Below are 23,773 nucleotides of genomic sequence, written 5' to 3' on the forward strand. Positions count from 1 at the left end.
GCACCGCGCACCCTAGGATCACTCCTGTGCGTGTACGGGCCGAACGTACCTCCTCTCGTTCCCCCAGGAGCGGAGCCCGCACGGCCTGTTTGCCGCCCCCCGCAAACACACGAGCCACAGGAGCAGCGTGAGCAAGAGGATCGGCATCATCGGAGCCGGGACCGCGGGCCTCCACCTGGGTCTGTACCTGCGCCGCCACGGGGTCGAAGCCACGGTCTTCACCGACCGGACACCACAGGAGCAGCGCGGTTCGCGCATCCTGAACACCGTGTCCCACCATGCCGTCACCGTCGAGCGCGAACGCGGGCTGGACGTGGACCACTGGCCGGCCGAGGAGTACGGCTACACCCAGCACCAGTACCGGGTCGGCCCCGAACCCCTGCGGTTCGAGGGCGACCTGCACGCCCCCAGCCGTTCGGTGGACTACCGGATCTACCTGCCCCGGCTGATGGAGGACTTCGCCGAGCGCGGCGGGGAGTTCGAGTTCGGGCGCCTGTCCCCCGACGACCTGCCCGCCCTGGCCGCCCGCTTCGACCTGCTGGTCGTGTGCACGGGCCGGGGACCCTTCGCCGAGATGTTCGCGCGGGACCCGGAACCGTCCCCGTTCACCTCCCCGCGACGGGCCCTGTGCGCCGGGATCTTCACCGGGGTCGCCCAGCAGCCCACCCGCGCGGTGACCTTCCACATCTCCCCCGGAGCGGGCGAGATGATCGAGATCCCCACCTGGACCGAGGGCGGCCTGGCCACCGCGATGGTGATCGAGAACCACTTCGGTTCGCCGTTGGAGGCGCTGGCCGCCACCCCCTACGCGGACGACCCCGGGGCCTACGTCCGGCTGATGCTCGACCTGTACCGGGAGCACTACCCGGGATGCTTCGAGCGCATCGACGTGAACGGGTTCGACCTGGCCAACGGCCCGAAGGACATCATCCAGGGCGGGGTGACCCCGGTGGTGCGCCGGTCGCACACCGTCCTCGACGACGGCACCGTGGCGATCGCGCTCGGCGACGCCCACTCCACGGTGGACCCGATCGTGGGCCAGGGCGCCAACATGGCGTCCTACGCCGCGTGGATCCTGGGCGAGGAGATCGTGGCGCGGGAGGTGTACGACGAGAGGTTCGTCGAGCACGTCGACCGGCGGCGCGGTGACCGGGTGCTCTCGGCCAGCCGGTGGAGCAACTTCATGCTGGAGAACCTGACCGCGCCCACGCCGCAGTTCCAGGAGTTCCTGGGCGCCCTGGGCAGGGGCGGGTCGCTGGCCGACGAGTTCACGGACGGCTTCAACCATCCCGAGCGCCTCTGGGACGCCCTCGCCACCCCGGAGCGGACGAGGGCGTGGCTGGCCCGCCACTCCGGGGACGGGTCAGGAACCGACTAACGGCGGTCGGCCCGGAGGGGGTCCGGGGGCCGTTCCCGCGGCTCCCCCCGTTTTCCGCGCGCGGCCGCCGTTCGCCCGAGCCTGGTGCGGACGGCGGCCGTGGCGCACAGGACCACCGCGAGGCCGCCCAGGACCGTGGGCCAGGTGAGCTGTTCACCGAGAAGCAGTGCGGCCCAGCTCAGGCTCATCACCGGTTGGGTGAGCTGGACCTGGCTGACCTGGGCCATCGGGCCGATCGCCAGCCCGCGGTACCAGGCGAAGAAGCCGAGGAACATGCTGACCGCCGCCAGGTAGGCGAACGCCGCCCACTCGACCGGTGTGCCGCTCGGCGGCTGCCGGGCCACCGCGAGCCCGGTGAGGACGGCCGTCAGCGGCACGGAGAGCACCAGCGCCCAGGACACGGTCTGCCAGGCGCCGAGCTCCCGGGCGAGCAGGCCGCCCTCCGCGTAGCCGATCGCGGCCGCGACGACGGCGCCGAACAACAGCAGGTCGGACCAGCGCAACCCGCCGGACCCGCCGCCCTGCAGCGCCGCGAAGACGACCGCGGCGACAGTGCCCACCGCGGCCATGGCCCAGAACGGGGCCGGGGGCCGTTCGTGTCCGCGGAGCACCACCGTCACCGCGGTGGCCGCGGGCAGGACCGCGATCACGACGGCGCCGTGGCTGGCCGAGGCGGTGGTGAGCGCGAACGAGGTCAGTAGCGGGAAGCCGATCACCACCCCACTGGCGACCAGGGACAGCCGGGCCCACTGGGCGCCCCGGGGAAGTCGCTGCCGGGTCAGGGCCAGCGCGGCGGCGGCGAGCGTGGCGGCCACGACCGCCCGTGCGGAGCCGATGAACAGCGGGGACATGGCGCCGCTCGCAACGGCCACGCGGGTGAGGGGAACGGTGAAGGAGAACGCCGCGACCCCGAGCAGGCCCCACCAGAGCCCGGCCCGCCGGGGTAGCACTGGAGCTTTCTGGAGAGTAGCGCTACTATCATTCTTCATGTCCAACGATAGCAGAACACGGATCGTCGAGGGGCTCCGCGCGTGGATATCGACGGCTCCGCCGGGGGCGCGACTGCCGTCGACACGGGAACTGGTGGCCGAGTACGGGGCCAGCCCGGTCACGGTGCAGAAGGCGCTGCGGACCCTGGCCGCGCAGGGGGCGGTGGAGAGCCGCCCCGGCGTGGGCACCTTCGTACGCGCGGTCCGCGTCGCCCGCCCCAACGACTACGGGTGGCAGACCGCCGCGCTCGGCACGCCCCGGAACCGCGTCCGGGGCCTGTCCACGGCGCTGCGCAGCCCGCCCAACGACATGATCGCCCTGCACTCGGGCTACCCGGACCGGGAGCTGCTCCCCGAACGCCTGGTACGCGCCGCGTTCACCCGGGCCGCCCGCGGCGACGCCACCGTCGGCAGGCCCCCGGCCGCGGGCCTGCCGGAGCTCCAGGCCTGGTTCGCGACCGAACTCGGCACGGCGGCCCCCGTCGGGGTGGCGCCGCCCGCGCCGAGCGACACGATCATCCTGCCGGGAAGCCAGAGCGGGCTCAGCGGCGCCTTCCGCGCCCTGGTCGGGGCGGGCCGCCCCCTCCTGGTGGAGTCACCCACCTACTGGGGGGCGATCCGCGCCGCGGCCCAGGCCGGCGTGGCGGTCGTGCCAGTCCCCAGCGGTGCCGACGGGCCGGACCCGGAGGAACTGGACCGCGCCTTCGAGCGCACCGGGGCGCGGGCCCTGTACGCCCAGCCGAACTTCGCCAATCCCACGGGGGCCCGCTGGTCCGCCGAGCTGGCCGACCAGGTGTTGGAGATCGTGCGCGGGCACGGGGCGTTCCTGGTCGAGGACGACTGGGCACACGACTTCGGGATCACCGCGGATCCGGCGCCCCTGGCCGCACGGGACGACGGAGGGCACGTCGTGTACCTGCGTTCGCTGACCAAGAGCGTCTCCCCGGCCGTGCGCGTCGCCGGGATCGTCGCCCGCGGCCCCGCACGCGAGCGCATCCTCGCCGACACCCAGGCCGAGTCCATGTACGTCAGCGGGATGCTGCAGACCGTGGCGCTCGACGTCGTCACCCAGCCCGCCTGGCGCACCCACCTGCGGGGGCTGCGACACCAGTTGGCCGCCCGCCGGGACCTGCTCGCCGGGGCGGTCCGGGAACACGCCCCCACCGCGTACCTGGAGTCGGTGCCCCGGGGAGGGCTGAACCTGTGGGTGCGGCTGCCCGACACCACCGACCTGCCCAGGCTGGTCCGGGACTGCGAGGCCGCGGGGGTCCTCGTCGCCCCCGGCGACGAGTGGTTCCCCGCCGAACCCACCGGCCCGCACCTGCGGCTCAACTACTCGGGCCCGGGTCCGGGCGCCTTCCCGGAGGGGGTACGGGTGATCGGCCGGGCCCTGGAGCACGCCTGCGGGGACTGAGCCGGGCCGGCCTCAGGTCTTCCTGCCGGTGAGGGCGAGCAGCCTGGTCTGGGTGTCGGCGTCCTCGCCCACGGGAACCGGAGCGGCGAACAGGCCGCTGCCCGACAGCTCCTGTTCGTGTCGCCCGGCCCAGGTGTACAGCTCCCCGACCAGGGTCGCGTCGAGTTCCTCGTCCGCGCCGATCGCCCTGGCCAGGTCCCAGGCGTGCACCCCCAGGTCGAAGGTCATCTGCCACAGGTACTCGCGGCCGGGGGCGTCCCCGAAGGACAGGTGGACCGTCCGGTCCAGGGCTGAGGGGGCCAGCCAGGCCGCGCGGGACTCGCGGGCGGCGACCGCCCAGGCGGCGGCCGGTTCCTCTCCCAGGTTGTCGCCGTCGAACCGGTCCCCGATCTCCTCGACACGCGCCCCGGCGAGCAGGTTCGGCACCCACAGCTGCTCGGCGGTCAGGTGGTTGACCAGGTCGTGCACGTCCCAGTCGGCGCAGGGGGTGTCGAGCGCCCAGTCGGTCAGGGCCACCGCTGCCACCCGGCGGTCGAACTCCGCCATCGCGGTACCGTGCAGATCGACCAGCTCAGTCATGTTCTCCCCCGGAAGCGGACGTCGGTTCCGGGCCTGTCTACCCGGTCTCCCCGGGGGGTCAAACAGGTTCGGCGGTCCGTGCGAGACTGAGCAGCGGCTTACGGAACAACCTTGGGAGGCTGGACCATCTTGGAACGCGGTCATGACATCGTCCTGTTCGGCGCGACCGGGTACACCGGAGCGCTGACCGCCGAGTACCTGGCCACGAACGCCCCGCGTGAGCTGCGGTGGGCCGTGGCGGGACGTGACCGGGACAAGCTGGAGGCGCTGCGCGCGGAACTGGCCGAGATCGACCCGGACCGGCCCCTGCCCGACCTGCTGCTCGCCGACGCGGGCGATGCCGCCTCGATCCGGAACCTGGCCGCCTCGGCCCGGGTGGTCGTCACCACGGTGGGGCCCTACAGCGAGTACGGCGAACCGCTGGTCGCCGCGTGCGCGGCGGAGGGGACCGACTACGTGGACCTGTGCGGGGAGCCCGCGTTCGTGGACCGGATGTACGTCCGCCACCACGCGACCGCCGAGCGCACCGGGGCGCGGATCGTGCACGCCTGCGGTTTCGACTCGGTCCCCCACGACCTGGGTGTGCTGTTCACCGTCGGGCAGCTGCCCGAGGGCGTGCCCCTGCACGTGGAGGGTTTCGTCCGGGCCCGGGGGACGGTCTCCGGCGGCACCCTGCACTCGGCGCTGGGCGCCTTCGCCGACCCCGCGGGCATGCTGGCGGCGGCCCGGGAGCGGCGCGCGCTGGAGGGGCGGCCCGAGGGGCGCCGGGTCCGGATCGACCAGCGCGGCCGACCGCGCACCCGCCTGGCCCGGGGCTGGACGGTCCCGCTGCCCACCCTGGACCCGCAGGTGGTGGTCAGGTCCGCGGCCGCGTCGGAGCGGTACGGCCCGGACTTCTCCTACGGTCACTACGCGGCCTTCCGACGGCTGGCCAGCGCGGCGGGCGCGGTCGGCGGTGCCGCCGGGGTGATGGCCGCGGCCCAGGTGCCGCCGTTGCGCGAACGCCTCGGGGCCCTGCGCCCGTCAGGTGCGGGCGCCACCGAGGAGGAGCTCGCCAACGGTTGGTTCACCGTGCACTTCGCGGGTTCGGGCGGCGGGCGACGGGTGCACACCCTGGTCTCCGGCGGCGAACCGGGGTACGCGGCGACCTCGGGGATGCTCGCGGAGTCGGCGCTGTGCCTGTGGCAGGACGAGCTGCCGCCGACCTCCGGTCAGGTGACCCCTGCCACGGCCATGGGTGAGTCGCTCATCCGCCGCCTACCCCGGGCCGGTGTGGAGTTCGAGGTCCTGCGCACGTTCGAGGACTGACCCGGGGCCGCGTTCTCAGCAACGGCCCCGGGCCCGGGGCCATCCCGAGCAGGCGGCACGGGCGAGGCCGACGGCCGCGGCGTCCTCCAGGGCCGCGCCCGCCCAGGCCCCGCGGCCGGTGCCCCACCAGGAGCGCCAGCGGAGCCCGGCGGCGGCGCCCAGGGGTGCTGCGGCCGCGGCGATCCCGGCGGTGGCCAGGACCGGCTGGCCCAGCCCGCGGGCCAGGAGCGCGCCGCCGAGACCGCCCGCCAGCACCCGGACCGCCGTGCCCGGCCCCTCCAGGCGGCTCGGCGCCCAGGGGAGTTTGTCGACCGCCAGCTCACCGATGACCGCCAGGGCCACGGAGCACCGGCCGGACACGCTACCCCGGGCCCGGGCCCCGGCCCACAGGGGTGCGGCCGCGCCGAGGGTGCTCCGGGATCCGGCGGCGAGGCCGAGCAGGATCGCCCGGGCCGTGGTCGAGGCGGTCGGAACGCTCATCTGGTCCCCCAGTGGTCGGCTCGGAACATGTCGCACACCGCCACCCGACCACACCGCGCCCCGTGTCATGCGGTGCCCCGCCCAGAACGGTGGGGTAGGTGTGCCCGAACGCTCCGAGGACAGCACTCCGGAGACGCCGGGGGCGTGGTCCCCGGAAGGTGTCCGGCCGAGGCGGGCCCGCTCCGCGTCCCTCCCGCTCAGTCGGGCGCGTGCAGCGCGTACACGCCCTCCGTGGTGGCCAGGACCACGACCCGGTCCGGGGCCGCGACCAGGTCCTCCAGCTCTCCGGGCCAGGTGCCGGGGAGCTCCACGACCGGCTGCCCCGGCCGGTCCAGGTAGCGGATCCGCAACCGCTCCAGGTACCAGGAGCCCAGCCCCTCCGGGCGGGCGTCCTCCTCCTGGTAGACGGCGACGGCCTCGCCACCCCACTCGACCAGGGACACCAGGGTGCGGGGCCCGCCGAGTTCGGCGACCAGTTCCAGGTCCGGCAGCGAGTGCACGCGACCGGCCACCGCGAGCAGGGGTCGGCCGCCGACCAGGGCGGCGACGGTCTCGGAGTCGGCGTGGCTCTCCACCTCGCCGAGGTACTCGCCGTCCTCCAGCCGGTACACCCGCTCGCGGGGGTGTTCGTAGTCGGCGAGGAGCACCGGGTCGAAGCCGGGGTCCTGGCCGGGTGCCACCAGGAAGTCACCGGCGAAGGACATGCGTTCGCCCCGGGCCTCGTGGCCCGGTCTGGAGTCGGTGAGGTCGGGCACCGTGGCGCCGGTGCGCGGGTCCACCGCCCACCAGCGGGTGCCCCCGCCGCCGTCCTCTCCGGGATCGCCGGACTCACCGAACAGGAGGACGACCGCCTCCTTCGCCTCGTTCAGAACGCACAGCGCCACGTCGTCGGGCCAGCGCTCCCCCGGTTCGGCCAGATCGGTCTCCAACAGGGGGCTGCCGGTACGCGGGTCGCGCACGCTCACCGAGCGGCGTGAGGCCTGGACCAGCACGGTGCCCGGCCACACCTCGCCCTCGGGGGCCCTGGCCAGGTTGACCGGCCCCTGCACCTCGAAGGCCGTGCCCAGGGGGCGCAGCGAGCGGGTGTCGAAGGCACGGGCCTCGTACCGCGACTTCCTGGGATCCGGGCTCGGGTCGACGTCCCCGTGCACGAGGACCGTCCGGTCCGCCAGGAACAGACGCGGGAACCTCAACCCCCTGCGCCACAGTCGTTCCGCGCGCACGTGCGGACCTCCCCCGGTTCTTCCCTGCGTAGTGCCCGACACGAAAAACCGTAGCGGGTACCGGAACGGGCCGCCCCCGTATCCGGAAGGACACCCGGCGAACAGCACCGATGCCGGCACGGCCGTCCTGGTGGATATCCGCACGGGACGGGCATGACACACTCCCACGAACGGCGGGCAACGGACCAGCGGGCGACCGAATCGGAGGTGGGACGTGTCGGAGCTCCGGGTCGCGGTGTGCACGGCGGACGAACCGGACCGTGCGGAGGCGCTGGCCCTCTACTCGGCGGTGGGCTGGACGGCGTACACGGAATCACCCGAGGTGCTCGTCCGCGCCCTCGCCGGTTCCCACCGGGTGGTGGCCGCCCGCCGGGGCGGGCGGCTGGTGGGTCTGGCCCGCTCGGTCTCCGACGGCACCACCGTCGTCTACCTCCAGGACGTGCTGGTGCACCCCGACGAACAGCGCCGGGGCGTGGGACGGCTCCTCCTGGCGGAGCTCCTCGCAGGCTACCCCGGGGTCCGGCAGCGGGTGCTGCTCACCGACGACGAGGACCGGCAGCGGGCGTTCTACGAGGACCTGGGGTTCGCCGAGGTCCACGACCACACGCCGCCGCTGCGATCGTTCGTCAGGTTCGACTGACCCCGGAGACCCGTTCCGCCGGCCCGGGCGCGGAGCGGCCCGGACGACCCCGGACTGACACGGCGGGACGCCCTCCCCGCCCGGGGAGGGCGTCCCGCTCGCGATCACACGTCCCGGCCGTGCCGGTCAGCGCGGAAGCCGGTCGGCGAGCCAGGCCTCGACCTCGGCCGAGGAACGCGGCAGGCCGGCCGACATGACGGTGCGGCCCTCCTCGGTGACCAGGACGTCGTCCTCGATGCGCACACCGATGCCGCGCAGCTCCTCGGGGACGGTGAGGTCGTCCGGCTGGAAGTACAGGCCAGGTTCGACGGTGAGCACCATGCCCGGCTTCAGGTCGCCGTACAGGTGGACCTCCTGGCGGGAGACCGCGCAGTCGTGCACGTCCAGGCCGAGCATGTGGCCGGTGCCGTGCAGGGTGTAGCGGCGCTGCAGACCCAGCTCCAGGACGCGGTCGACCGGCCCCTCCAGCAGGCCCCACTCGACCAGGCCCTCGGCGAGGACTCGCTGGGAGGCCTGGTGGAAGGCGGTGAAGGGCTGCCCCGGCGCCACGGCGGCGATCCCGGCCTCCTGGGCCTCGTACACCAGGTCGTAGACCTTGCGCTGCAGATCGGTGAAGGTGCCCGAGACCGGCATGGTGCGGGTGACGTCGGCGGTGTAGAGGGTGGTGGTCTCCACACCGGCGTCCAGCAGGAGCAGGTCGCCTTCGCGGACCGGGCCGTCGTTGCGGGTCCAGTGCAGGGTGGTGGCGTTGGGGCCGGAGGCGGCGATGGTGCCGTAGCCGACGTCGTTGCCCTCCACCCGGGCACGCAGGAAGAAGGTGCCCTCCACGTAGCGCTCGGAGGTGTCCTTGGCCTGCGGCAGCGCCCTGGCCACGTCGCCGAAGCCGCGCACGGTGGCGTCGACGGCCAACTGGAGCTGCGCGATCTCCCACTCGTCCTTGACCAGGCGGTGGTCGGCCAGGGTCACCCCCAGGTCCTCGTCCAGCTGGGCGGACTTGGTGCGGGCACCCTCGTCGGTGTCGGCGCGCAGCCCGTCGACCAGGGCGTCGAGTTCGGCGTCGTGGCCGCGCACGATGCGGGTGGTGACCGAGGCGTCGCCGCGCAGGGCCCCGGGCAGGGTGCGCACGTCGGCGGTGGGCAGGCCCAGCAGGTCGGAGGCCTCACCGAGGCTGTTGCGGCGACCGGTCCACAGTTCGCCGTAGCCGCCGAGCCAGAACTCGCCGTTGTCGCGGTCGGAGCGCGGCTTGAGGTAGAGGACCGCGTCGTGGCCGCCGTCGGCCCGGGGGGTGAGCACCAGGCAGTTGCCGTCGGTGGTGTCCCCGGTGAGGTAGGCGTAGTCGGTGGCGGCCCGGAAGGGGTACTCGGTGTCGTTGGACCGGGTCAGGAGCTGACCGGAGGGGATCACGAGGCGGTCGCCGGGGAAGGCCGCGCTGAGCGCGGCGCGGCGGCGGGCGGTGTGCCCGGCCTGCTCCACGGGCTCCAGGTCGCGCAGCTCGGTGTCGGCCCAGCCGGTGGTCATCCACGCGGCGAGCTCGTCGGAGACCGACTGCGCCTGGCCGTTCTTACGTGGACTGAACACGGGGGCGTTCGTCTCGGCCTCGGGGCGCTGCTGCTCGCTCACGTCGTGACTCTCCAGAGTTCGTCGGAAGGGTGTGAAGAACCGGTGACCGCTGGTGGCGGCCGGTGTCTCCTCATCGTACGGGGGCGTTCGCACCCCTGTCCGCCCGCGGGACATAGCGCTGCCCATAACGCGGGCGGGACCGGCGCGGTCAGGGCAGAAGCTCGTGCGCGAAGGGGATCGCCTTCGGATAGGGCAGGTCGTCGATGGCGGCCGGGTCCACCCACCGGTAGCCCAGCCGCTCGTACAGGGCCACGGCCTCGGGCTGCGAGGGGCCGGTGAAGAGCATGACGCGGGTGTAGCCGAGATCTCGCGCGGCGTCCTCCAGAGCGGCCATGATCAGGCGCCCCAGGCCCCGGCGCCGGTGCCGGGAGCAGGTCCAGATCCGCTTGAACTCGACGGTGTCCGCCTCGCTCGCCCGGTCCCTGCGGTAGGGGCGCAGGGCTCCGCCGGCGACGATCCCGCCGTCGAGTTCGGCCAGGACCAGGCAGCCGTGCGGGGCCACGAACTCGGTGACCGGGTAGCGGCTGAGCTCGTTCGCGGCACCCTCGGCCCCGTAGCGCTCGGTGTACTCCTCCAGGAGCCCGGCGAGCAGCCCGTCCACCCTGGGGTCGTCGTGCTCCACCCGCAGGATCCTCACGCCGCCGGTGTCCGCCCCGGCGGCCGCTTCGGTGTTCGTCTCGGTCATCGGCGTCCCTCCCCTCGTACGCACCCCGCCCGGGTCCGCGGCCCGGGGCGTCCGGGGTGTCTCCCGTCCGCCGGAATACTACGGCCCGGCACGGCCCGCCACGGACGCGGTCGGACCGGTTCCGCCCCCGGGCGTCCCGCGCACACGACACCCCGGTTTCGCCTCCGGCGCGGAGCCCCGGCTAGTGTTCGACCATGTCAGTCACCGAACGCATTCTGCTGGGACCGGGACCGAGCAATCCGTACCCGGAGGCGACTCTGGGCCTGGCCGCTCCCCTGCTGGGTCACCTGGACCCCGAGTTCATCACCCTGCTGGAACGCACCTGCGGGCGCCTCCGTTCCCTGTGGGGCACCGAGAACCCGCTCACCCTGCCGCTGTCTGGGACCGGGTCCCTGGGCATGGAGACCGCCTTCGCCAACACCGTGCGGCGCGGCGACACGGTGGTCGTCGCGGTCAACGGGCTGTTCGGCGAGCGGATGTGCGAGGTGGCCGGGCGCTACGGCGCCGAGGTGGTCCGGGTGGACCACGAGTGGGGCCGGCCCGTGGACGTCCAGCGCGTCCTGGACGCCCACCCCGCCCCCGGTCTGGTGGCGGCCGTGCACGCGGAGACCTCCACCGGTGCGGTCAGCGACATCGGCGCCCTGGGCCGTGCCCTGCGCGAGCGCTCCGAGGACACCCTGCTGATCGCCGACTGCGTCACCTCCCTGGGCGGTATGCCCATGGCCCTGGACGAGTGGCGGGTGGACATCGCCTACTCCGGCACCCAGAAGTGCCTGGGCGTGGCTCCGGGCCTGGCTCCCTTCACCTTCTCCGAACGCGCCTGGGAGCGCCGGGTGCAGGCCCCGCCCGTGTGGTACGTCGACCTCGGTCTGCTGGGCGCCTACGTGCGCGGCGGCCCGGGCGGACGCGCCTACCACCACACCGCCCCGACCTCGATGGTCGCCTCCCTGGACGCGGCGCTGGCCCGCATCGAGGAGGAGGGCGCGGAGGCCGTCGCGGCACGGCACGAGGCGGCCGGGGCCCGGCTGCGCGAGGGGCTCCAGGAGATGGGGCTGGAGCTGTTCGCCGAGGAGGGGCACCGCCTGTCGCAGCTGACGTCGGTGCGCGTGCCGGAGGGTGTGGACTCGGGCAAGGTGCGTGAGCGGCTGCTGCGCGACTACGGCCTGGAGATCGGCGCCGGGGTCGGACCCTACGCGGCCTCGGTCTGGCGGATCGGCCTGATGGGCCACAACGCCCGCCTGGACCGGGCGGAACTGGTCCTGAGCGCGCTGCGCCGCGTCCTGGGCCGCTGACCCGGTCCCCGCCGCCGTGTACGGGCGGGGCCGGTGCGGGCACCGAAGCACGGGGAGCCCGGGCCCGGGCGGGCCGTCGCGGGGCCCGGCCCGCCCGGGTCACGGGTGTGGCCGGGCTCAGGTGACCCGGTCGGTCTGGCCCTGCTTGATCGACTCCAGGAAGTGCCCCACCATCGAGTCGGGCAGGTTCTGCGCGATGTCCGCCTCGCTGATCATCCCGACCAGACGGCGGTCGCGGACCACGGGCACACGCTGGACGTGGTGGCTGGCCATCATCTCCAGGACCCGGCCGATCTCGTCGTCCGCCTCCGCGTAGAAGGGTTTGCCCTGCGCGAGCTCGGCGGCGGTGCAGGTGGCCGGGTCCTTCTCCCGGGCGACGCACTTCAGCACGATGTCGCGGTCGGTGATGATGCCCTTGAGCCTGTCGTCGCTTCCGCAGATCGGCACGGCTCCGATGCCGAGGTCCTGCATGACCCTGGCCACGTCCAGGAGGGTGTCCGTCTCGCTGACGCACGTGGCTTCCGAATGCATGATCTCCATTGCGGTGGTCATCGCTCTCCCCTTTGCCGAAATGGACATATCGGACATTTCTCTCTTCACGTTACCCAGCCGGGCTGGGACGACACCCTTCGTCCACAGGTGAGGGGGAGGATCCCGGGACGGATTCGGGAGCAGCGGCGACCGCGGACGCGGGCGCCCTGAAACGGGTGCGGGAGCGCAGGGCCCGGAAGCCGTTCTCCATCTCGTACCCGGCCGCCAGCAACCGCTGTTTGGCCTCTTCGGCGCTGCGTACCGTGGCCTCGTCGAAGATGAGGTTGTAGTAGCGCTCGGGCACCCGGTTCAGCCCCGAACGCAGCGCCCGCAGGCCCGCGGTGGCCGCAGCGTCCGCACCGGGCAGCTCCGGGAGCGTCCCGTAGGCCCGGCGCGCCCAGGCTGGCAGGGTCGCGTAGGACAGGGCGCCCACCGGGAACCAGAGCGGTTTGAGCGGGGCCAGCCAGGAGAGCCGTTCGGGGACCTTGGGCCACAGCAGGAAACGCACCGCCTGGCGGGCCTCGGGGGTGACGCGCAGGTTCGGCCGGACCTTGGCCAGGTAGCGACGCATGTCGGCGACGTTGCGGGGCACGTCGTCGGGGGCCAGGCCGACGTAGGCGGCGGTACGCGACTGTTCGTCGAGGTAGCGGTCCAGGTCCGCGGCACCGAGTTCGAGCCCGGCCCGGCGGGTGGTCTCCAGGTAGGACGTGACCTCGGCGCAGTGCACCCACACGAGCAGGTCGTGCTGGTCGACCCGGTGCGGCCGTCCGGTGGCGGGGTCGGTGAAACCCAGGGAGCGGTGAACCCGGCGGATGTGCTCGCCGAGGGTCTCAGCCTCGGTCAGGCTGCCGTAGGTGGTGACCGCCACGAAGTGGGCGGTGCGCATCAGGCGGCCGGTGGGGTCGGAACGGAAGTCCGACAGCTGCCACACGCCCTGCATGGCCACGGGGTGAAGCGCCTGGAGCATCAGCGCGCGCACCCCCGCGACCCACATCGACCGGTCCAGGTGCACTCTCCAGGTAACGCTCTCGGGGGCGGCGACCGTCGGCTGCATCCTGCTCTCCTCAGGGGTTGCGCGGGGGCTCGCACCGTCTGGCGGGGGCACTGTCCAAGATACGTCCGGCCCGGCGCCGGGCCCCGGCACCCCCGGGCCAACCGATTCCTGACCGGAACTTGAGCGAACCGCACCCGGACGGAGGAGGACGCTGGGTAGTGGGCCCCTGGGACCGGCAGGGGCGACCGTTCGGAAGGAGAAGGCCCATGTCCTCCCCCAGCAGCACACACTTCGATCCCGACATGTTCAGGGTGGCCGTAGAGGAGGGTGACACCGGCTCCCTGGTCCAGCTGTTCGCCGAGGACGCCGAGTTCGAGATGATCGACCGGCGCACCCCGCCCAGTCAGCCCACCGTCGTGCGCGGCAGGAGCGCCATCGGCGACCTCATGCGCCAGATCCACTCCAGGGAGATGACACACGAGGTCCTCCAGTGCGTCATCGAGGGCGACCACGCGGCCTACACCGAACGGTGCGTCTACCCGGACGGCAACAAGGTCCTGAGCATGGCCATGCTGGACCTCGCGGACGGCCGCATCGTCCACCAGTCCACCGTCCAGGCGTGGGACGAGGAGCCCTCGGCCGCGCCGGTCTCGGAGGACTTCTCCGAACCCGCGCGGGTCGACGAGTCCCCGATGGGCCGCATCGAGTTCGCGCACATCGGTGGCCGCGACGTCGTGCGCATGGTGCTCCAGCCCGGATGGCGCTGGAGCGAGCACGTCAAGCCCAACCAGGGCACGGACCTGTGCATGATGCACCACAGCGGCTACCTGGCCTCCGGGACCATGGGCTGTCGCATGGCCGACGGCACGGAGGCGGAGTTCGGCGCGGGCGAGGTCATCGACCTTCCGCCCGGACACGACGGGTGGGTCGTGGGCGAGGAGACCGCCGTCTTCATCGACTGGCGCATGTGCGAATGACACGGTCGCCCGACGGTTCCGCACCGTGCGCGCAGCCGCGGCCGCGGAGGTGGAACCGCCGGGCGGTCAGCCGCTCTGGGTGCGCAGGTAGGCGAGGACCGCCTGGACCCGGCGGTGCACGTCGTCGTCGGGGGCGAGGTCGAGTTTGGCCAGGATGTTGCCCACGTGCTTGCCCACCGCCGCGTCGCTGACCACCAGCCTGCGGGCGATGGCCCCGTTGGAGTGCCCCTCGGCCATGAGTTCGAGCACCTGGCGTTCCCGCGCGGTCAGCCGTTCGAGCGGGTCGGAACTGCGGCGCAGCAGCTGTCGGACGACCTCGGGGTCGACGAAGGTGGCGCCCTCCACGACCCGGCGCAGCACCGAGGCGAACTCACGGACGTCGCCCACCCGCTGCTTGAGCAGGTAGCCCACGCCCTTGCCGTCGCCGGAGTCGAGCAGGTCGGTGGCGTAGCTCAGCTCCACGTACTGGCTGAGCGCCACCACCGCCAGCCCGGGGTTCTCCTTGCGCAGCCGCACGGCCGCGCGCAGCCCCTCGTCGGTGAAGTCCGGGGGCATCCGGATGTCGGTGACGACCAGTCCGGGACGGTGTTCGGTGACCGCCTCCACCAGGGCGTCGCCGTCCTCGACCGCGGCGACCACGGGGAACCCGAACCGTTCCAGTACTCCCACCAGCCCCTCGCGCAGCAGCACCCCGTCCTCGGCGAGAACGGTCGGTACGGGGGTCACGGCATCGGGTTCCGGGGAATCGGTCCGCACGGCAGCTCCACTCGGATTCGGGTCGGCCCGCCCTCGGGGCTCGTCAGCCCCATTGTGCCGCCCATGACGGCGACCCGGTCCCCGAGCCCGGTCAGCCCGCTGCCGCGCACGGCGTCCGCTCCGCCCCTGCCGTCGTCGGTGACCTCGACCGACAGGATCGCGCTGGCGCCCTCCGCCCTGGGGTCGGCGGGGGCGAGATGGGCGCGCACGGTGACGGAGTCGGCGTCGGCGTGCTTGTAGACGTTGGTCAGCGCCTCGGCGACCACGAAGTAGGCGGTGCCCTCCACGTGCACGGGCAGGCGGTGCGGGATCGCGGTTTCCACGGTGACGGGGACGGGGCAGTGGTCGGCCAGTTCCTGGAGGGCGTCGTGGAGTCCGCGGTCGGTGAGTACGCGCGGGTGGATGCCGCGCACCAGTTCGCGGATCTCGTCGATGAGCTCGTCCGCCTTGGCCTGGGCGGCGGCCACCCTGCGGTCGGCAGGCGAGTCCTCGTCCAGGTCGACGCGGGCCATGCCCAGGTCCATGCTGAGCGCCACGAGCCGCTGCTGGGCGCCGTCGTGCAGGTCGCGTTCGATCCTTCTGCGTTCGTACTCGAAGGCGTTGACCAGCCGGGCCCGGGACTCGGTGACCTGGTCGAGTTCGGCCCGCAGTTCCTCCTTGGGCGGGCCGACCAGGAGGGCCCGGGCGATGACCCCGTGGCCGTAGGACATCAGTCCGCAGGCGTAGAGGAGCAGTGCCGCCAGGAGCGGGGAGAGCAGGGTGTAGGGAAGGGCCTCGGCGGGGGTGGTGAGGGTGATCCAGCCCATGGAGATGGAGATCGCGGGCTCGTTGATCAGCAGGAGGGGGCTGATCGCCAGGAGGGCCGTGGCGCTCGTCAGGGTTGCCGTCACGAGGAAGGCGAGACCGAAGACGGGGAACAGCACCGTCGCGTAGGCGACCTCGCGCCAGGTGGCGGCCTCGGAGTAGCGGGTGCGGGTCCAGCCCCACAGGCCTGCCGGAGGGGGCCGGTGCCCGCTGCCGTTCTCGTCGGGCATCACCAGGTACAGGCGGCGGCGCTCCAGGGCGCCCAGGGGGATGGCGATCAGCGGGGCGAAGCAGAACGTCATGAGCGCGCCGAACGTGAACCAGAACGCCAGCGGGCCGGTGGAGTCCTGCTCCCCCAGCGTCGCGACGAACACCGCCCAGGGCGTGTAGACGGGCAGGGCGACCAGGAGCAGGAGACCGCCGACGAACAGGGTGGTCAGGGTGTAGGCCAGGGCCCGCCACGGCCAGGCGGTGAGCAGGTACCTCGGGCTCACCAGTGCCTGGAGCAGGGTCCCCGGGCCGCCTCTCCGGCTGTTCAGCTTGGTCATGCCACAACGCTAGGGCGCCGTCCCCGGGCCGGGACATCCGCCGGGCCCGTCACTTCACGGTAGGGGTGTCCCTACCGTGCCGCCGTGGCCGGCCCCCGTCCGGGCGGGGCCGGGGCGCGCCCGCCCCAGTTCAGGGCGATAGGGTCGGACGACGTGAGCGCGAAACCTCTGATCCCCGATGTCCTGGCTGCCCGCTACGCGTCCGCGGAGCTGACCCGGCTGTGGTCCCCCGAGTACAAGGTGGTCGCCGAACGGCGGCTGTGGCTGGCCGTGCTGCGTGCCCAGGCGCGTCTGGGCGTGGACGTTCCGGCCGGTGTGGTGGAGGACTACGAGAAGGTCCTCGAACAGGTCGACCTGGCCTCCATCGCCGAACGCGAGCGCATCACCCGGCACGACGTGAAGGCGCGGATCGAGGAGTTCAACGCCCTCGCCGGGCACGAGCACGTCCACAAGGGCATGACCTCGCGTGACCTGACCGAGAACGTCGAGCAGCTCCAGGTCCGCGACAGCCTGTTGCTGGTGCGCGACCGCGTGGTGGCGCTGCTGGCCCGGCTCGGGCGGCTGTCCGCCGAGTACGGCGAGACCGTCATGGCGGGCCGCTCGCACAACGTGGCCGCGCAGGCCACGACCCTGGGCAAGCGGTTCGCGTCGATCGCCGACGAGGTGCTGGTGGCCCACGGCCGCCTGGAGGAGCTGATCGCCCGGTACCCGCTGCGCGGGGTCAAGGGCCCGGTCGGTACCGCCCAGGACATGCTGGACCTGCTCGGCGGCGACCGCGCGGCGCTGGACGCCCTGGAGAGCGAGGTCGCCGCCCACCTGGGCTTCGAGCACCGGTTCACCAGTGTGGGCCAGGTGTACCCGCGTTCGCTGGACTTCGAGGTGCTGACGGCACTGGTGCAGTTGGCCGCCGGTCCGTCCTCCCTGGCCAAAACGATCCGCCTGATGGCCGGGCACGAGCTGGTCACCGAGGGCTTCGCCGAGGGCCAGGTGGGTTCGTCGGCGATGCCGCACAAGATGAACACGCGTTCGTGCGAGCGGGTCAACGGTCTGACCGTGATCCTGCGCGGCTACGCGTCGATGACCGGCGAGCTGGCGGGCGACCAGTGGAACGAGGGCGACGTCTCGTGCTCGGTGGTGCGCCGGGTGGCGCTGCCGGACGCGTTCTTCGCCTTCGACGGTCTGGTCGAGACCATGCTGACGGTGCTGGACGAGTTCGGTGCCTTCCCCGCGGTGGTCTCCGCGGAGCTGGACCGCTATCTGCCGTTCCTGGCCACCACCAAGATGCTGATGGCCGCGGTGCGCGCCGGCGTGGGCCGGGAGACCGCGCACGAGCTCATCAAGGAGCACGCGGTGGCCTCCGCCCTGGCCATGCGCCAGGAGGGCGCGGGCAACCAGCTGCTCGACCGGCTCGCCGCCGACGAGCGCTTCCCGTTGGACCGCGCCGCCCTGGACGCCCTGCTGGCCGACCGGATCACCTTCACCGGCGCCGCTGCCGACCAGGTGGCGGCCGTGGTGTCCCGGATCGAGGGGATCACCGCCGCCCGTTCCGAGGCCGCTGCCTACGCGCCGGGCTCGATCCTGTAGGCCCTCGACCGACAGGGCCCCGGTCCCCCGATGCCGCCGAGAGCGGTTCGGCGGGGCCGGGGCCCTCCGTCGTGTGCGGTCCCTCCCCCCGGGAACACCGTTCCTGGACCGCCCTCGGGTATGACGCAGTTCACCCGAGCTAACACTGGGTTTGAAAGTTAACGCCTATTACGGTTGGAGGCGTCGGAGCGTCCCACGACCCTCGGAGCCCCCCATGATCGACCCGACCTCGTTCGGCACCGCACTGACCGCGCTGGCGGTCGTCGCCGCGATGGTCATCGCCTTCGGCCTGGCCGTCCTGTCCGACATGGCCATGCGCCGCCGTGAGGACCGAGCCGCGACTGCCGACCCGTCCGCCGAGCCCCGGGGATCGGCGGACCGCGGGGAGGCCAGCGCCGAACAGCCCGGCCGAACCCGCGAACTGGTGGCCAGCGCGCCGACCGGCGACCCGGCCGCCAACGGCTCCTCCTCCGGCTGACGGAGACCGCGCCCGGGCGCCCGGGCGCGATCCGCCCTCCTCACACGAGGGCCAGCACCAGGTCCCGGCACGCCCGCGCGCAGTCACGGCACGCCTGGGCGCAGACCCGGCAGTGCTCGTGGTGTTCCGCGTGCTCCTCGCACTCCGCGGCACACCTCTCGCAGGCCTGGACGCACGCCTCCAGGACCGAGGTGACGAAACCGTCCTCCTCGGCGGTCCGGCGTACGAGGACCCCCTGGGTGGCCGCGCAGAGGTCGGCGCAGTCCAGGTCGGAGCGGGCGCAGGAGATCAGTTCGGCCGCCGTCTCCTCCCGCATGCAGGCGTCCGCGCACACCACGCAGACCTGGGCGCAGAGCCCGCACGCCTCCACCGCTGCGCGCACCTTCTCCCCCACCCCCTCCGGGTCGTCGGGGTGGGCGTACAGCATCTGTCCGATCACACTCATGGCCGGTGCCTCCTGTCTGGTGTCGTCCTGTGCCGCTGACCGGTGCGCACGGGCTCCCGGCCCTCGGTGGTCCGCCCGCGGTGCGGGCACGTGGTCGTGACCGGCTCGTACGGTTCACACGTGGTCACGGGGCACGGTCTCCGTCCACTGCCGGGAGAAGATCCTCTCCCCGGACTCGTAGGCGTCGAGTGTGGCGTGGACCCGGAACTCGTCCTCGCTGCACTCGAGCGTCGTGTGCGTCTCGGTCCTGGTGTGCCACTCCCCCCTGGAGAAGCACATCGTCCACGCCGAGCGGCCGCGCACCGAGGTGAAGTCGCCTCCCACGGCGTCGTAGACCTCGTGGGCCTTGCGGGTCACGTCGAGGTCGATGTCGTCGAGGTGCAGGATGCCTCCGTCCTTGACGATCTCCAGGGAGAAACGGTTGTCCGCCAGGTTCCGGTGGACCGACCAACTGTGTTCGCCCGTGCGTCTGCGGGTGGTCTCGATCGCGGGGGCCGCCTCCGGCTCATCGAAGCCCTCCCACTCGGAGTGCTCCTCCTCGGGTGCCGGACGCACCGGCAGGACGAGGGCGCTCGCCCCGGGATGGACCGACATCAGCGCGGGCCGCGGCGGAGGCCAGGCCAGCGGCCAGTAGGAGGTGGACAGTGACAGTCGCACCCGGTGCCCGGGCGGGAAGGCCTGCGCGACACCGTTCATGGTGACCTCCACCCGGTAGGGCTCACCCGGCACCAGCGTGCGGGGGGCCTCGTGTCCGTCCCGGTGGGTCAGGTTGAGCAGACCGTAGGTCACCCGTGTGGCGCTGCCGTCGGGGGCCACGTCGCACAGCCGGGCGGCGACCATCGCGACCGGTTCCGCGACGGAGAGTTCGAGGACCACCCGCGTGGTTCCCAGGATCTCCATCCGTTCCCGCAGGGGGTCGGTGTCGAAGACCAGGGAGCCCCCGTCCTCCTCCCGCTGGTCGTAGGGCAGGTCCGGCGGGGCGCTGTAGGAGGCCCACTTGCCCGCGAACTGCCCCACGGACAGGGGCGAGCGGATGCTCTTCGCCGCGGTGGTCCCCTTCTCCCCCGGGGAGAGGAGCCGGTTCTCGGACAGCGGCAGGGAGAGGTCCTCGACGCGGTCGGAGGGCCACCGGGGCTCGTGCACCCAGCGTCCGGGGCGCTTCCGGTAGGAGGTGGAGGGCGGGACGCTCTCCTGCATCCAGACCCAGAGCCCGGTCTCCTTCTCGACCCCGTTGTCCTCCCCCTTGGTCCAGCGGTCGAGCCAGCGGACCACTTCCTGGAGGTAGCCGATCGCCGGGCCGGGGTCGCCCATGTGCGGGTACCGGTGGGACCAGGGGCCCACCAGGCCCTTGACCGGGCTGTCGAGGTGTTCCATCAGCCTGAGCACGGCGTTGGAGTAACCGTCCGCCCAACCGCTGGAGGCCAGGACCGGGCACCGGACCCGGGCGTAGTCCTCGCTGACGGAGGCGTGTCGCCAGTAGTCGTCCCTGCGCTGGTGCCGGAGCCACTCGATGATCCAGGGGCGGTTGGCCTCCAGCCGGTCCAGCCACATGCTCCGCCAGTCCGCGCCGACGGTCTCGGGGTCCGGCGGGCAGGTGCTGTAGGCGAACGTCGTTCCGGCCTCGGCCAGGTTGTCCGAGAGCAGACAGCCGCCCATGTAGTGGAAGTCGTCGGCGTAACGGTCGTCGGTGAAGGAGGTGATGGCGATGGTGCGCAGGCTCGCGGGTCGGCGTGCGGCCACCTGCAGGGCGGAGAACCCGCCCCAGGACAGGCCCATCATCGCCGTGTTGCCGTCGCACCAGGGTTGTTCCGCCAGCCAGGCCAGGACCTCCTCGGCGTCCTGCTGCTCGCGTTCCAGGTACTCGTCGGTGAGCACGCCCTCGGAGTCACCCGTGCCCCGCAGGTCGACGCGCACGCAGGCGTAGCCGTGCCCCGCGATGTAGGGGTGGTGCATGGAGTCGCGTACCGCCGTCAGGTCCCGTCTGCGGTAGGGGATGTACTCCAGGACGGCGGGGACCGGGAGGCGGTCCGCGGAACGGGGCCGCCACAGCCTGCCCGCCAGGCGCACACCGTCCGACATCGGCACCCAGAAGTGCTCCTCGGAACGGATCTCGAACGGCAGTTCGTCCACCAGATGCATGCGGGCCCTCCTCAGCTCCGTGCGGTCTCGTCCTCGGACCGTCTCCGGTCCTCCTCGACCTCGAACCGGAGGCCCTTCACACAGCGTTCGTACTTGGCCTGCATCTCGAGTTCGTCCGCGCCGCCGATGACGATCTTGGCCAGTTCGTAGCTGTAGCTGTCCTGGGCGAGCATCTCGGAGAGCCGCTGCCCCTCCCGCGGAACGATCTGGACGCGCACCCCCGGCAGCGACCTCTCCAGGGCCGCCACCTCCTCCGGCGTGGGCACCCGGGTGACCACGCCGTCCCGGAACCGGCGCTGGAACCACTCCGCCGCCACCGCGAACTCCCCCGCGGCCGTTTCGGGGAGGGCCGGTTCCTCCCCCAGCGCCAGGCGGAGCACACGCTCGTGGTTGGCCACCCCGTCCACCAGCTCGAAGAGGGGCGTGTGGCTCTGCGAGTGCCGGGGGTTGATCTCCACGATGGCGAGTTCGTCCTCGAGCGGGTCGTAGAAGAACTCGACGCTGAACGTCGCGTGGTCCAGCCCGTGCTGTTCGATGACCTGTTCGGAGATGTCGGTGATGCGCCGTTGGACCCCCTCGGGCAGTCCGGAGGGGTACTGGTGGCGCAGGAAGGACGGGTTCCCCGGGAAGTCGACCGAGTCCAGGATGGCGTACACGGTGACGTCGCCCTGGTACACGTATCCCTCGGCCGCGGTCTGCAACCCGTGCAGCGCGCCCTCGGCCAGACAGTGGCGCCGGCCCGCCTCGGCGACCCCTTCCGGCAGGTCCACCCGTTCCAGGATGCTCTCGAAGGGCCGCCCGATCCGGTCGACACCACGACGCAGGCGCTCGACCGCGTCATCGAAGTCCCGGTCGTCGCCCACCCGGTAGGCCAGCTCGGAGGAGGTCGACTTGATGGGTTTGAGCCACAGGGGGTAGTCGAGGCCCGGTTCGAGGTCCTGCCGGGGGTCGGGCGAGTCCAGGTCGACCAGGGAGAAGGCCGGGTGGGCGTCGGTGACCTGTTGCTGGAGGAGCCTGCTCCAGTACTTGTGCTCGCACCTGACCACCGCTTCCAGGTCCGGCGCGGGCAGCCCGCGTTCGGCGCACAGGATCGGCACGAGCAGGGTGACGGGGAAGTCACGGAACCCGATGACGGCGTCGACCGTGCCCTCGAAGCCGTCGAGCACGGCTCTGGCCGAGGCGAGGGTCTCCTCGATGTCGATCTCGCCTCTCTGGAGTTCCTCGACGCTCAGCAACCGGTGGAACCTGCAGTCCCGACCGGTCGGGGTCCTCTCCAGCAGGTCGAGGTTGCGCTCGTCCAGGCCCATGACGAAAACGTTCCTCATGTCCTACACCGTCCTTCGCACAGGAGTGTGGGTGACAGGGACGGGGGATCTACTCACGCGCCTACCCAGCGCACTCCTGTCTCATACGTACCGTCTGCGCAGCTTCGGCCGAGGTCGGCGAACAGCTCCGACCTCGGTTTTCCCGCCGGGAACACCGGGTAGCCGTACTCGCACATCCCCCGCCCCGCGCATCCGACCGAACGGGGGCTTCGATGCTCGGCCCGAAGACGTTCCCGGCCCTGGCCGGGGCCCGCTGGGCGTGGAAACGGCACCGTCGCGGTTCCACCCGGCCCGGAGCGGCGTCCGCCGACCGGAGGGGCGCCGGGCTCCTCGCCTGGGGCGCGGCGGGGGCCGCCCTCGGCGCAGGGGCGGCGGCCCTGTCCGCGCGCGGGAAAACCCCGCGCATGAACGGGAAGGTCGTCCTGGTCACCGGTGGTTCACGCGGGCTGGGGCTCCAGCTGGCCCGCGAGTTCGGGGCCAGGGGCGCCACGGTGGTGATCTGTGCCCGCGGCCGGGAGCACCTGGACCGGGCGGTCGCCGATCTCACCGGGAGGGGCGTGCGTGCCCACGGGGTGGCCTGCGACGTCACCGACCCGGAGCGGACCACGGCCCTCCTGGCGGAGGTCGACGAACGGTACGGCCGCCTGGACGTGCTCGTCAACAACGCCGGGATCATGCGGGTGGGTCCGCAGCAGGCCCGGCCGAGGAGCATTTCGCCCAGGCCGTGGACACCGTGTTCCGGGGGCCGTTCCACCTGTCCCGCGCCGCCGTGGAGCGGATGCGCGGGCGGGGCGGCGCCATCGTCAACATCACCTCCATCGGCGCCTACCTGTCGGTGCCGCACCTGATGCCGTACTCGGTGGCCAAACACGCGGAGGCGGCCCTGTCCGAGGGCATGGCGGCCGAGAGCGCCGGTACGGAGGTGCGCGTCACCACGGTGGTGCCCGGTCTGATGCGCACCGGTTCGCACCGCGGTGCGGTGTTCGACGGCGACCCCGAACGCGAGTACGCGTGGTTCGCCCTGCTGGCCGGGCTGCCGCTGCTCAGCGTGAGCGCCGAACGCGCCGCCCGCCGCATCGTCGACGCGGTCGTGCGCCACCGGGGCTTCCTCGTCCTGACTCCGGCCGCCCGGCTCGGTCTGGCCGTCCACGGTGTCGCCCCCGGGCTCGTCCAGGGGACCTCGCGTCTGGTCGGTCGGCTGCTGCCGGACACGCCGTCCGCCCCCGGGGAGCGTTCGGGCTCGGAGGCGGCCCGGAGCCGGATGGGACGCGCGGTCGGCGTCGTCGCGGCCCTGAACGAGCGGGCCTTCGACCGCCTCAACCAGGTGTCGCGCACCCGTCAGGCGCGCAGTGCGCGAGCACGGACTTCCGCGCCGGAGGCGGGGAGGGCGAGCCCGTCCAGGTCGGGGACGGCCAGAACGGGTTCTTCGGCTCCTACGCCGAGGAGTTCCTGACCGGACTCCGCACCCCGGACGAAGCAGACCTCGGGCGTCCGGCCCCGCCCGTCCCGGTGGAAAAGACCACGAAACGGTCTCGGGACGGCCCTGTGGGCCCAACCCGGCAGCAAGAGTCGGCCAAGACCGCA

Annotated in this window: 21 protein-coding genes and 1 pseudogene; 9 read left to right on the plus strand and 13 right to left on the minus strand. The window is 72.8% G+C overall.

All coding sequences use genetic code 11. The annotated features are described in order from the left end of the window. Positions 1-127: 127 nt before the first annotated feature. Positions 128-1,378 carry a styrene monooxygenase subunit StyA gene (gene styA / locus IE195_RS11360; RefSeq protein ID WP_191270328.1) on the plus strand — a complete coding sequence of 417 codons (1,251 nt, stop codon included), beginning with the start codon at positions 128-130 and terminating at the stop codon, positions 1,376-1,378. Here the strand turns inward: styA and IE195_RS11365 are convergent. Continuing rightward, the gene (locus IE195_RS11365; RefSeq protein ID WP_229826166.1) at positions 1,375-2,328 is read right to left on the minus strand and encodes a DMT family transporter; all 954 of its coding nucleotides are present in this window, start codon (positions 2,326-2,328) and stop codon (positions 1,375-1,377) included. The genes styA and IE195_RS11365 overlap by 4 nt on opposite strands. A 37-nt stretch (positions 2,329-2,365) precedes the next feature. On the opposite strand from IE195_RS11365, the gene IE195_RS11370 reads away from it, so the two are divergent. Then, entirely contained in the window at positions 2,366-3,781 is a 1,416-nt protein-coding gene (locus IE195_RS11370) for an aminotransferase-like domain-containing protein (protein ID WP_191270332.1), read from the plus strand. 12 nt (positions 3,782-3,793) lie between these two features. Here the strand turns inward: IE195_RS11370 and IE195_RS11375 are convergent, their stop codons facing one another. Next, on the minus strand, positions 3,794-4,360 hold the full coding sequence (locus IE195_RS11375) for a TIGR03086 family metal-binding protein (RefSeq protein WP_191270334.1): 567 nt from the start codon (positions 4,358-4,360) through the stop codon (positions 3,794-3,796). 129 nt (positions 4,361-4,489) lie between these two features. Between IE195_RS11375 and IE195_RS11380 the strand changes: the two genes are divergently transcribed. Beyond that, positions 4,490-5,668 (plus strand): saccharopine dehydrogenase family protein, encoded by a 1,179-nt coding sequence (locus IE195_RS11380; protein ID WP_191270337.1) that lies wholly within the window; start codon positions 4,490-4,492, stop codon positions 5,666-5,668. Positions 5,669-5,683: 15 nt separating this feature from the next. Here the strand turns inward: IE195_RS11380 and IE195_RS11385 are convergent, their stop codons facing one another. Both IE195_RS11385 and IE195_RS11390 read right to left on the minus strand, forming a co-directional pair. Next, a complete protein-coding gene (locus tag IE195_RS11385) occupies positions 5,684-6,148 on the minus strand; it encodes a hypothetical protein (protein ID WP_191270339.1) in 465 nt (154 codons plus the stop codon). A gap of 197 nt (positions 6,149-6,345) precedes the next feature. Further along, the gene (locus IE195_RS11390) at positions 6,346-7,371 is read right to left on the minus strand and encodes a hypothetical protein (protein WP_191270341.1); all 1,026 of its coding nucleotides are present in this window, start codon (positions 7,369-7,371) and stop codon (positions 6,346-6,348) included. 214 nt (positions 7,372-7,585) lie between these two features. Between IE195_RS11390 and IE195_RS11395 the strand changes: the two genes are divergently transcribed. Continuing rightward, on the plus strand, positions 7,586-8,011 hold the full coding sequence (locus IE195_RS11395) for a GNAT family N-acetyltransferase (protein ID WP_191270343.1): 426 nt from the start codon (positions 7,586-7,588) through the stop codon (positions 8,009-8,011). A 126-nt stretch (positions 8,012-8,137) separates the two neighbouring features. Here the strand turns inward: IE195_RS11395 and IE195_RS11400 are convergent, their stop codons facing one another. Together IE195_RS11400 and IE195_RS11405 are read right to left on the minus strand one after the other, a co-directional pair. Further along, positions 8,138-9,631 carry an aminopeptidase P family protein gene (locus tag IE195_RS11400; protein ID WP_191270345.1) on the minus strand — a complete coding sequence of 498 codons (1,494 nt, stop codon included), beginning with the start codon at positions 9,629-9,631 and terminating at the stop codon, positions 8,138-8,140. Between the two features lie 148 nt (positions 9,632-9,779). Next, positions 9,780-10,316 (minus strand): GNAT family N-acetyltransferase, encoded by a 537-nt coding sequence (locus tag IE195_RS11405; protein ID WP_191270347.1) that lies wholly within the window; start codon positions 10,314-10,316, stop codon positions 9,780-9,782. 194 nt (positions 10,317-10,510) lie between these two features. On the opposite strand from IE195_RS11405, the gene IE195_RS11410 reads away from it, so the two are divergent. Beyond that, a complete protein-coding gene (locus IE195_RS11410; protein ID WP_191270349.1) occupies positions 10,511-11,608 on the plus strand; it encodes a pyridoxal-phosphate-dependent aminotransferase family protein in 1,098 nt (365 codons plus the stop codon). 117 nt (positions 11,609-11,725) lie between these two features. Here IE195_RS11410 and IE195_RS11415 read toward each other — a convergent pair whose 3' ends face one another. Beyond that, complete coding sequence (locus IE195_RS11415) at positions 11,726-12,160, minus strand: CBS domain-containing protein (RefSeq protein WP_191270351.1); 435 nt, start codon at positions 12,158-12,160, stop codon at positions 11,726-11,728. A gap of 49 nt (positions 12,161-12,209) precedes the next feature. After that, the gene (locus IE195_RS11420) at positions 12,210-13,193 is read right to left on the minus strand and encodes an oxygenase MpaB family protein (RefSeq protein ID WP_191270354.1); all 984 of its coding nucleotides are present in this window, start codon (positions 13,191-13,193) and stop codon (positions 12,210-12,212) included. Between the two features lie 206 nt (positions 13,194-13,399). On the opposite strand from IE195_RS11420, the gene IE195_RS11425 reads away from it, so the two are divergent. After that, positions 13,400-14,110: a nuclear transport factor 2 family protein gene (locus IE195_RS11425; protein ID WP_191270356.1), complete on the plus strand. Its 711-nt coding sequence runs from the start codon at positions 13,400-13,402 to the stop codon at positions 14,108-14,110. A 66-nt stretch (positions 14,111-14,176) separates the two neighbouring features. On the opposite strand, the gene IE195_RS11430 is transcribed toward IE195_RS11425, so the two are convergent. Together IE195_RS11430 and IE195_RS11435 are read right to left on the minus strand one after the other, a co-directional pair. Further along, complete coding sequence (locus IE195_RS11430) at positions 14,177-14,866, minus strand: response regulator (protein ID WP_191270359.1); 690 nt, start codon at positions 14,864-14,866, stop codon at positions 14,177-14,179. Further along, on the minus strand, positions 14,833-16,218 hold the full coding sequence (locus tag IE195_RS11435; RefSeq protein WP_191270361.1) for a sensor histidine kinase: 1,386 nt from the start codon (positions 16,216-16,218) through the stop codon (positions 14,833-14,835). The genes IE195_RS11430 and IE195_RS11435 overlap by 34 nt, the downstream gene beginning before the upstream one ends. Before the next feature lie 153 nt (positions 16,219-16,371). Here IE195_RS11435 and purB point away from each other — a divergent pair, with 153 nt between their 5' ends. Beyond that, on the plus strand, positions 16,372-17,802 hold the full coding sequence (gene purB, locus IE195_RS11440) for an adenylosuccinate lyase (protein WP_191270363.1): 1,431 nt from the start codon (positions 16,372-16,374) through the stop codon (positions 17,800-17,802). A gap of 214 nt (positions 17,803-18,016) precedes the next feature. Next, positions 18,017-18,280, plus strand: a complete 264-nt coding sequence (locus IE195_RS11445) for a hypothetical protein (RefSeq protein WP_191270365.1) — start codon at positions 18,017-18,019, stop codon at positions 18,278-18,280. 40 nt (positions 18,281-18,320) lie between these two features. Here IE195_RS11445 and IE195_RS11450 read toward each other — a convergent pair whose 3' ends face one another. From IE195_RS11450 to IE195_RS11460, 3 genes are all read right to left on the minus strand, one after another. Continuing rightward, positions 18,321-18,725 (minus strand): four-helix bundle copper-binding protein, encoded by a 405-nt coding sequence (locus IE195_RS11450; RefSeq protein WP_191270367.1) that lies wholly within the window; start codon positions 18,723-18,725, stop codon positions 18,321-18,323. A 114-nt stretch (positions 18,726-18,839) separates the two neighbouring features. Next, entirely contained in the window at positions 18,840-20,864 is a 2,025-nt protein-coding gene (locus tag IE195_RS11455) for a CocE/NonD family hydrolase (RefSeq protein ID WP_191270369.1), read from the minus strand. A gap of 11 nt (positions 20,865-20,875) precedes the next feature. Further along, positions 20,876-22,189 (minus strand): ATP-grasp domain-containing protein, encoded by a 1,314-nt coding sequence (locus tag IE195_RS11460; RefSeq protein WP_191270371.1) that lies wholly within the window; start codon positions 22,187-22,189, stop codon positions 20,876-20,878. A gap of 212 nt (positions 22,190-22,401) precedes the next feature. Between IE195_RS11460 and IE195_RS11465 the strand changes: the two are divergent. Then, positions 22,402-23,642 (plus strand): annotated as a pseudogene (locus IE195_RS11465) (SDR family NAD(P)-dependent oxidoreductase). The last annotated feature ends 131 nt before the right edge of the window (positions 23,643-23,773 follow it).

Source organism: Nocardiopsis terrae (assembly GCF_014651695.1).
GTDB classification, from domain to species: domain Bacteria; phylum Actinomycetota; class Actinomycetes; order Streptosporangiales; family Streptosporangiaceae; genus Nocardiopsis; species Nocardiopsis terrae.

Bases quoted from the DNA above. Each gene is read 5' to 3' on its own strand.
- IE195_RS11455 (WP_191270369.1), bottom strand. From the start codon at position 20,864: ATGCATCTGGTGGACGAACTGCCGTTCGAGATCCGTTCCGAGGAGCAC.
- IE195_RS11370 (WP_191270332.1), top strand. From the start codon at position 2,366: ATGTCCAACGATAGCAGAACACGGATCGTCGAGGGGCTCCGCGCGTGG.
- IE195_RS11425 (WP_191270356.1), top strand. From the start codon at position 13,400: ATGTCCTCCCCCAGCAGCACACACTTCGATCCCGACATGTTCAGGGTG.
- IE195_RS11405 (WP_191270347.1), bottom strand. From the start codon at position 10,316: ATGACCGAGACGAACACCGAAGCGGCCGCCGGGGCGGACACCGGCGGC.
- IE195_RS11450 (WP_191270367.1), bottom strand. From the start codon at position 18,725: ATGAGTGTGATCGGACAGATGCTGTACGCCCACCCCGACGACCCGGAG.
- IE195_RS11435 (WP_191270361.1), bottom strand. From the start codon at position 16,218: ATGACCAAGCTGAACAGCCGGAGAGGCGGCCCGGGGACCCTGCTCCAG.
- IE195_RS11420 (WP_191270354.1), bottom strand. From the start codon at position 13,193: ATGCAGCCGACGGTCGCCGCCCCCGAGAGCGTTACCTGGAGAGTGCAC.
- IE195_RS11415 (WP_191270351.1), bottom strand. From the start codon at position 12,160: ATGACCACCGCAATGGAGATCATGCATTCGGAAGCCACGTGCGTCAGC.
- IE195_RS11410 (WP_191270349.1), top strand. From the start codon at position 10,511: ATGTCAGTCACCGAACGCATTCTGCTGGGACCGGGACCGAGCAATCCG.
- IE195_RS11375 (WP_191270334.1), bottom strand. From the start codon at position 4,360: ATGACTGAGCTGGTCGATCTGCACGGTACCGCGATGGCGGAGTTCGAC.
- IE195_RS11385 (WP_191270339.1), bottom strand. From the start codon at position 6,148: ATGAGCGTTCCGACCGCCTCGACCACGGCCCGGGCGATCCTGCTCGGC.
- IE195_RS11445 (WP_191270365.1), top strand. From the start codon at position 18,017: ATGATCGACCCGACCTCGTTCGGCACCGCACTGACCGCGCTGGCGGTC.
- IE195_RS11460 (WP_191270371.1), bottom strand. From the start codon at position 22,189: ATGAGGAACGTTTTCGTCATGGGCCTGGACGAGCGCAACCTCGACCTG.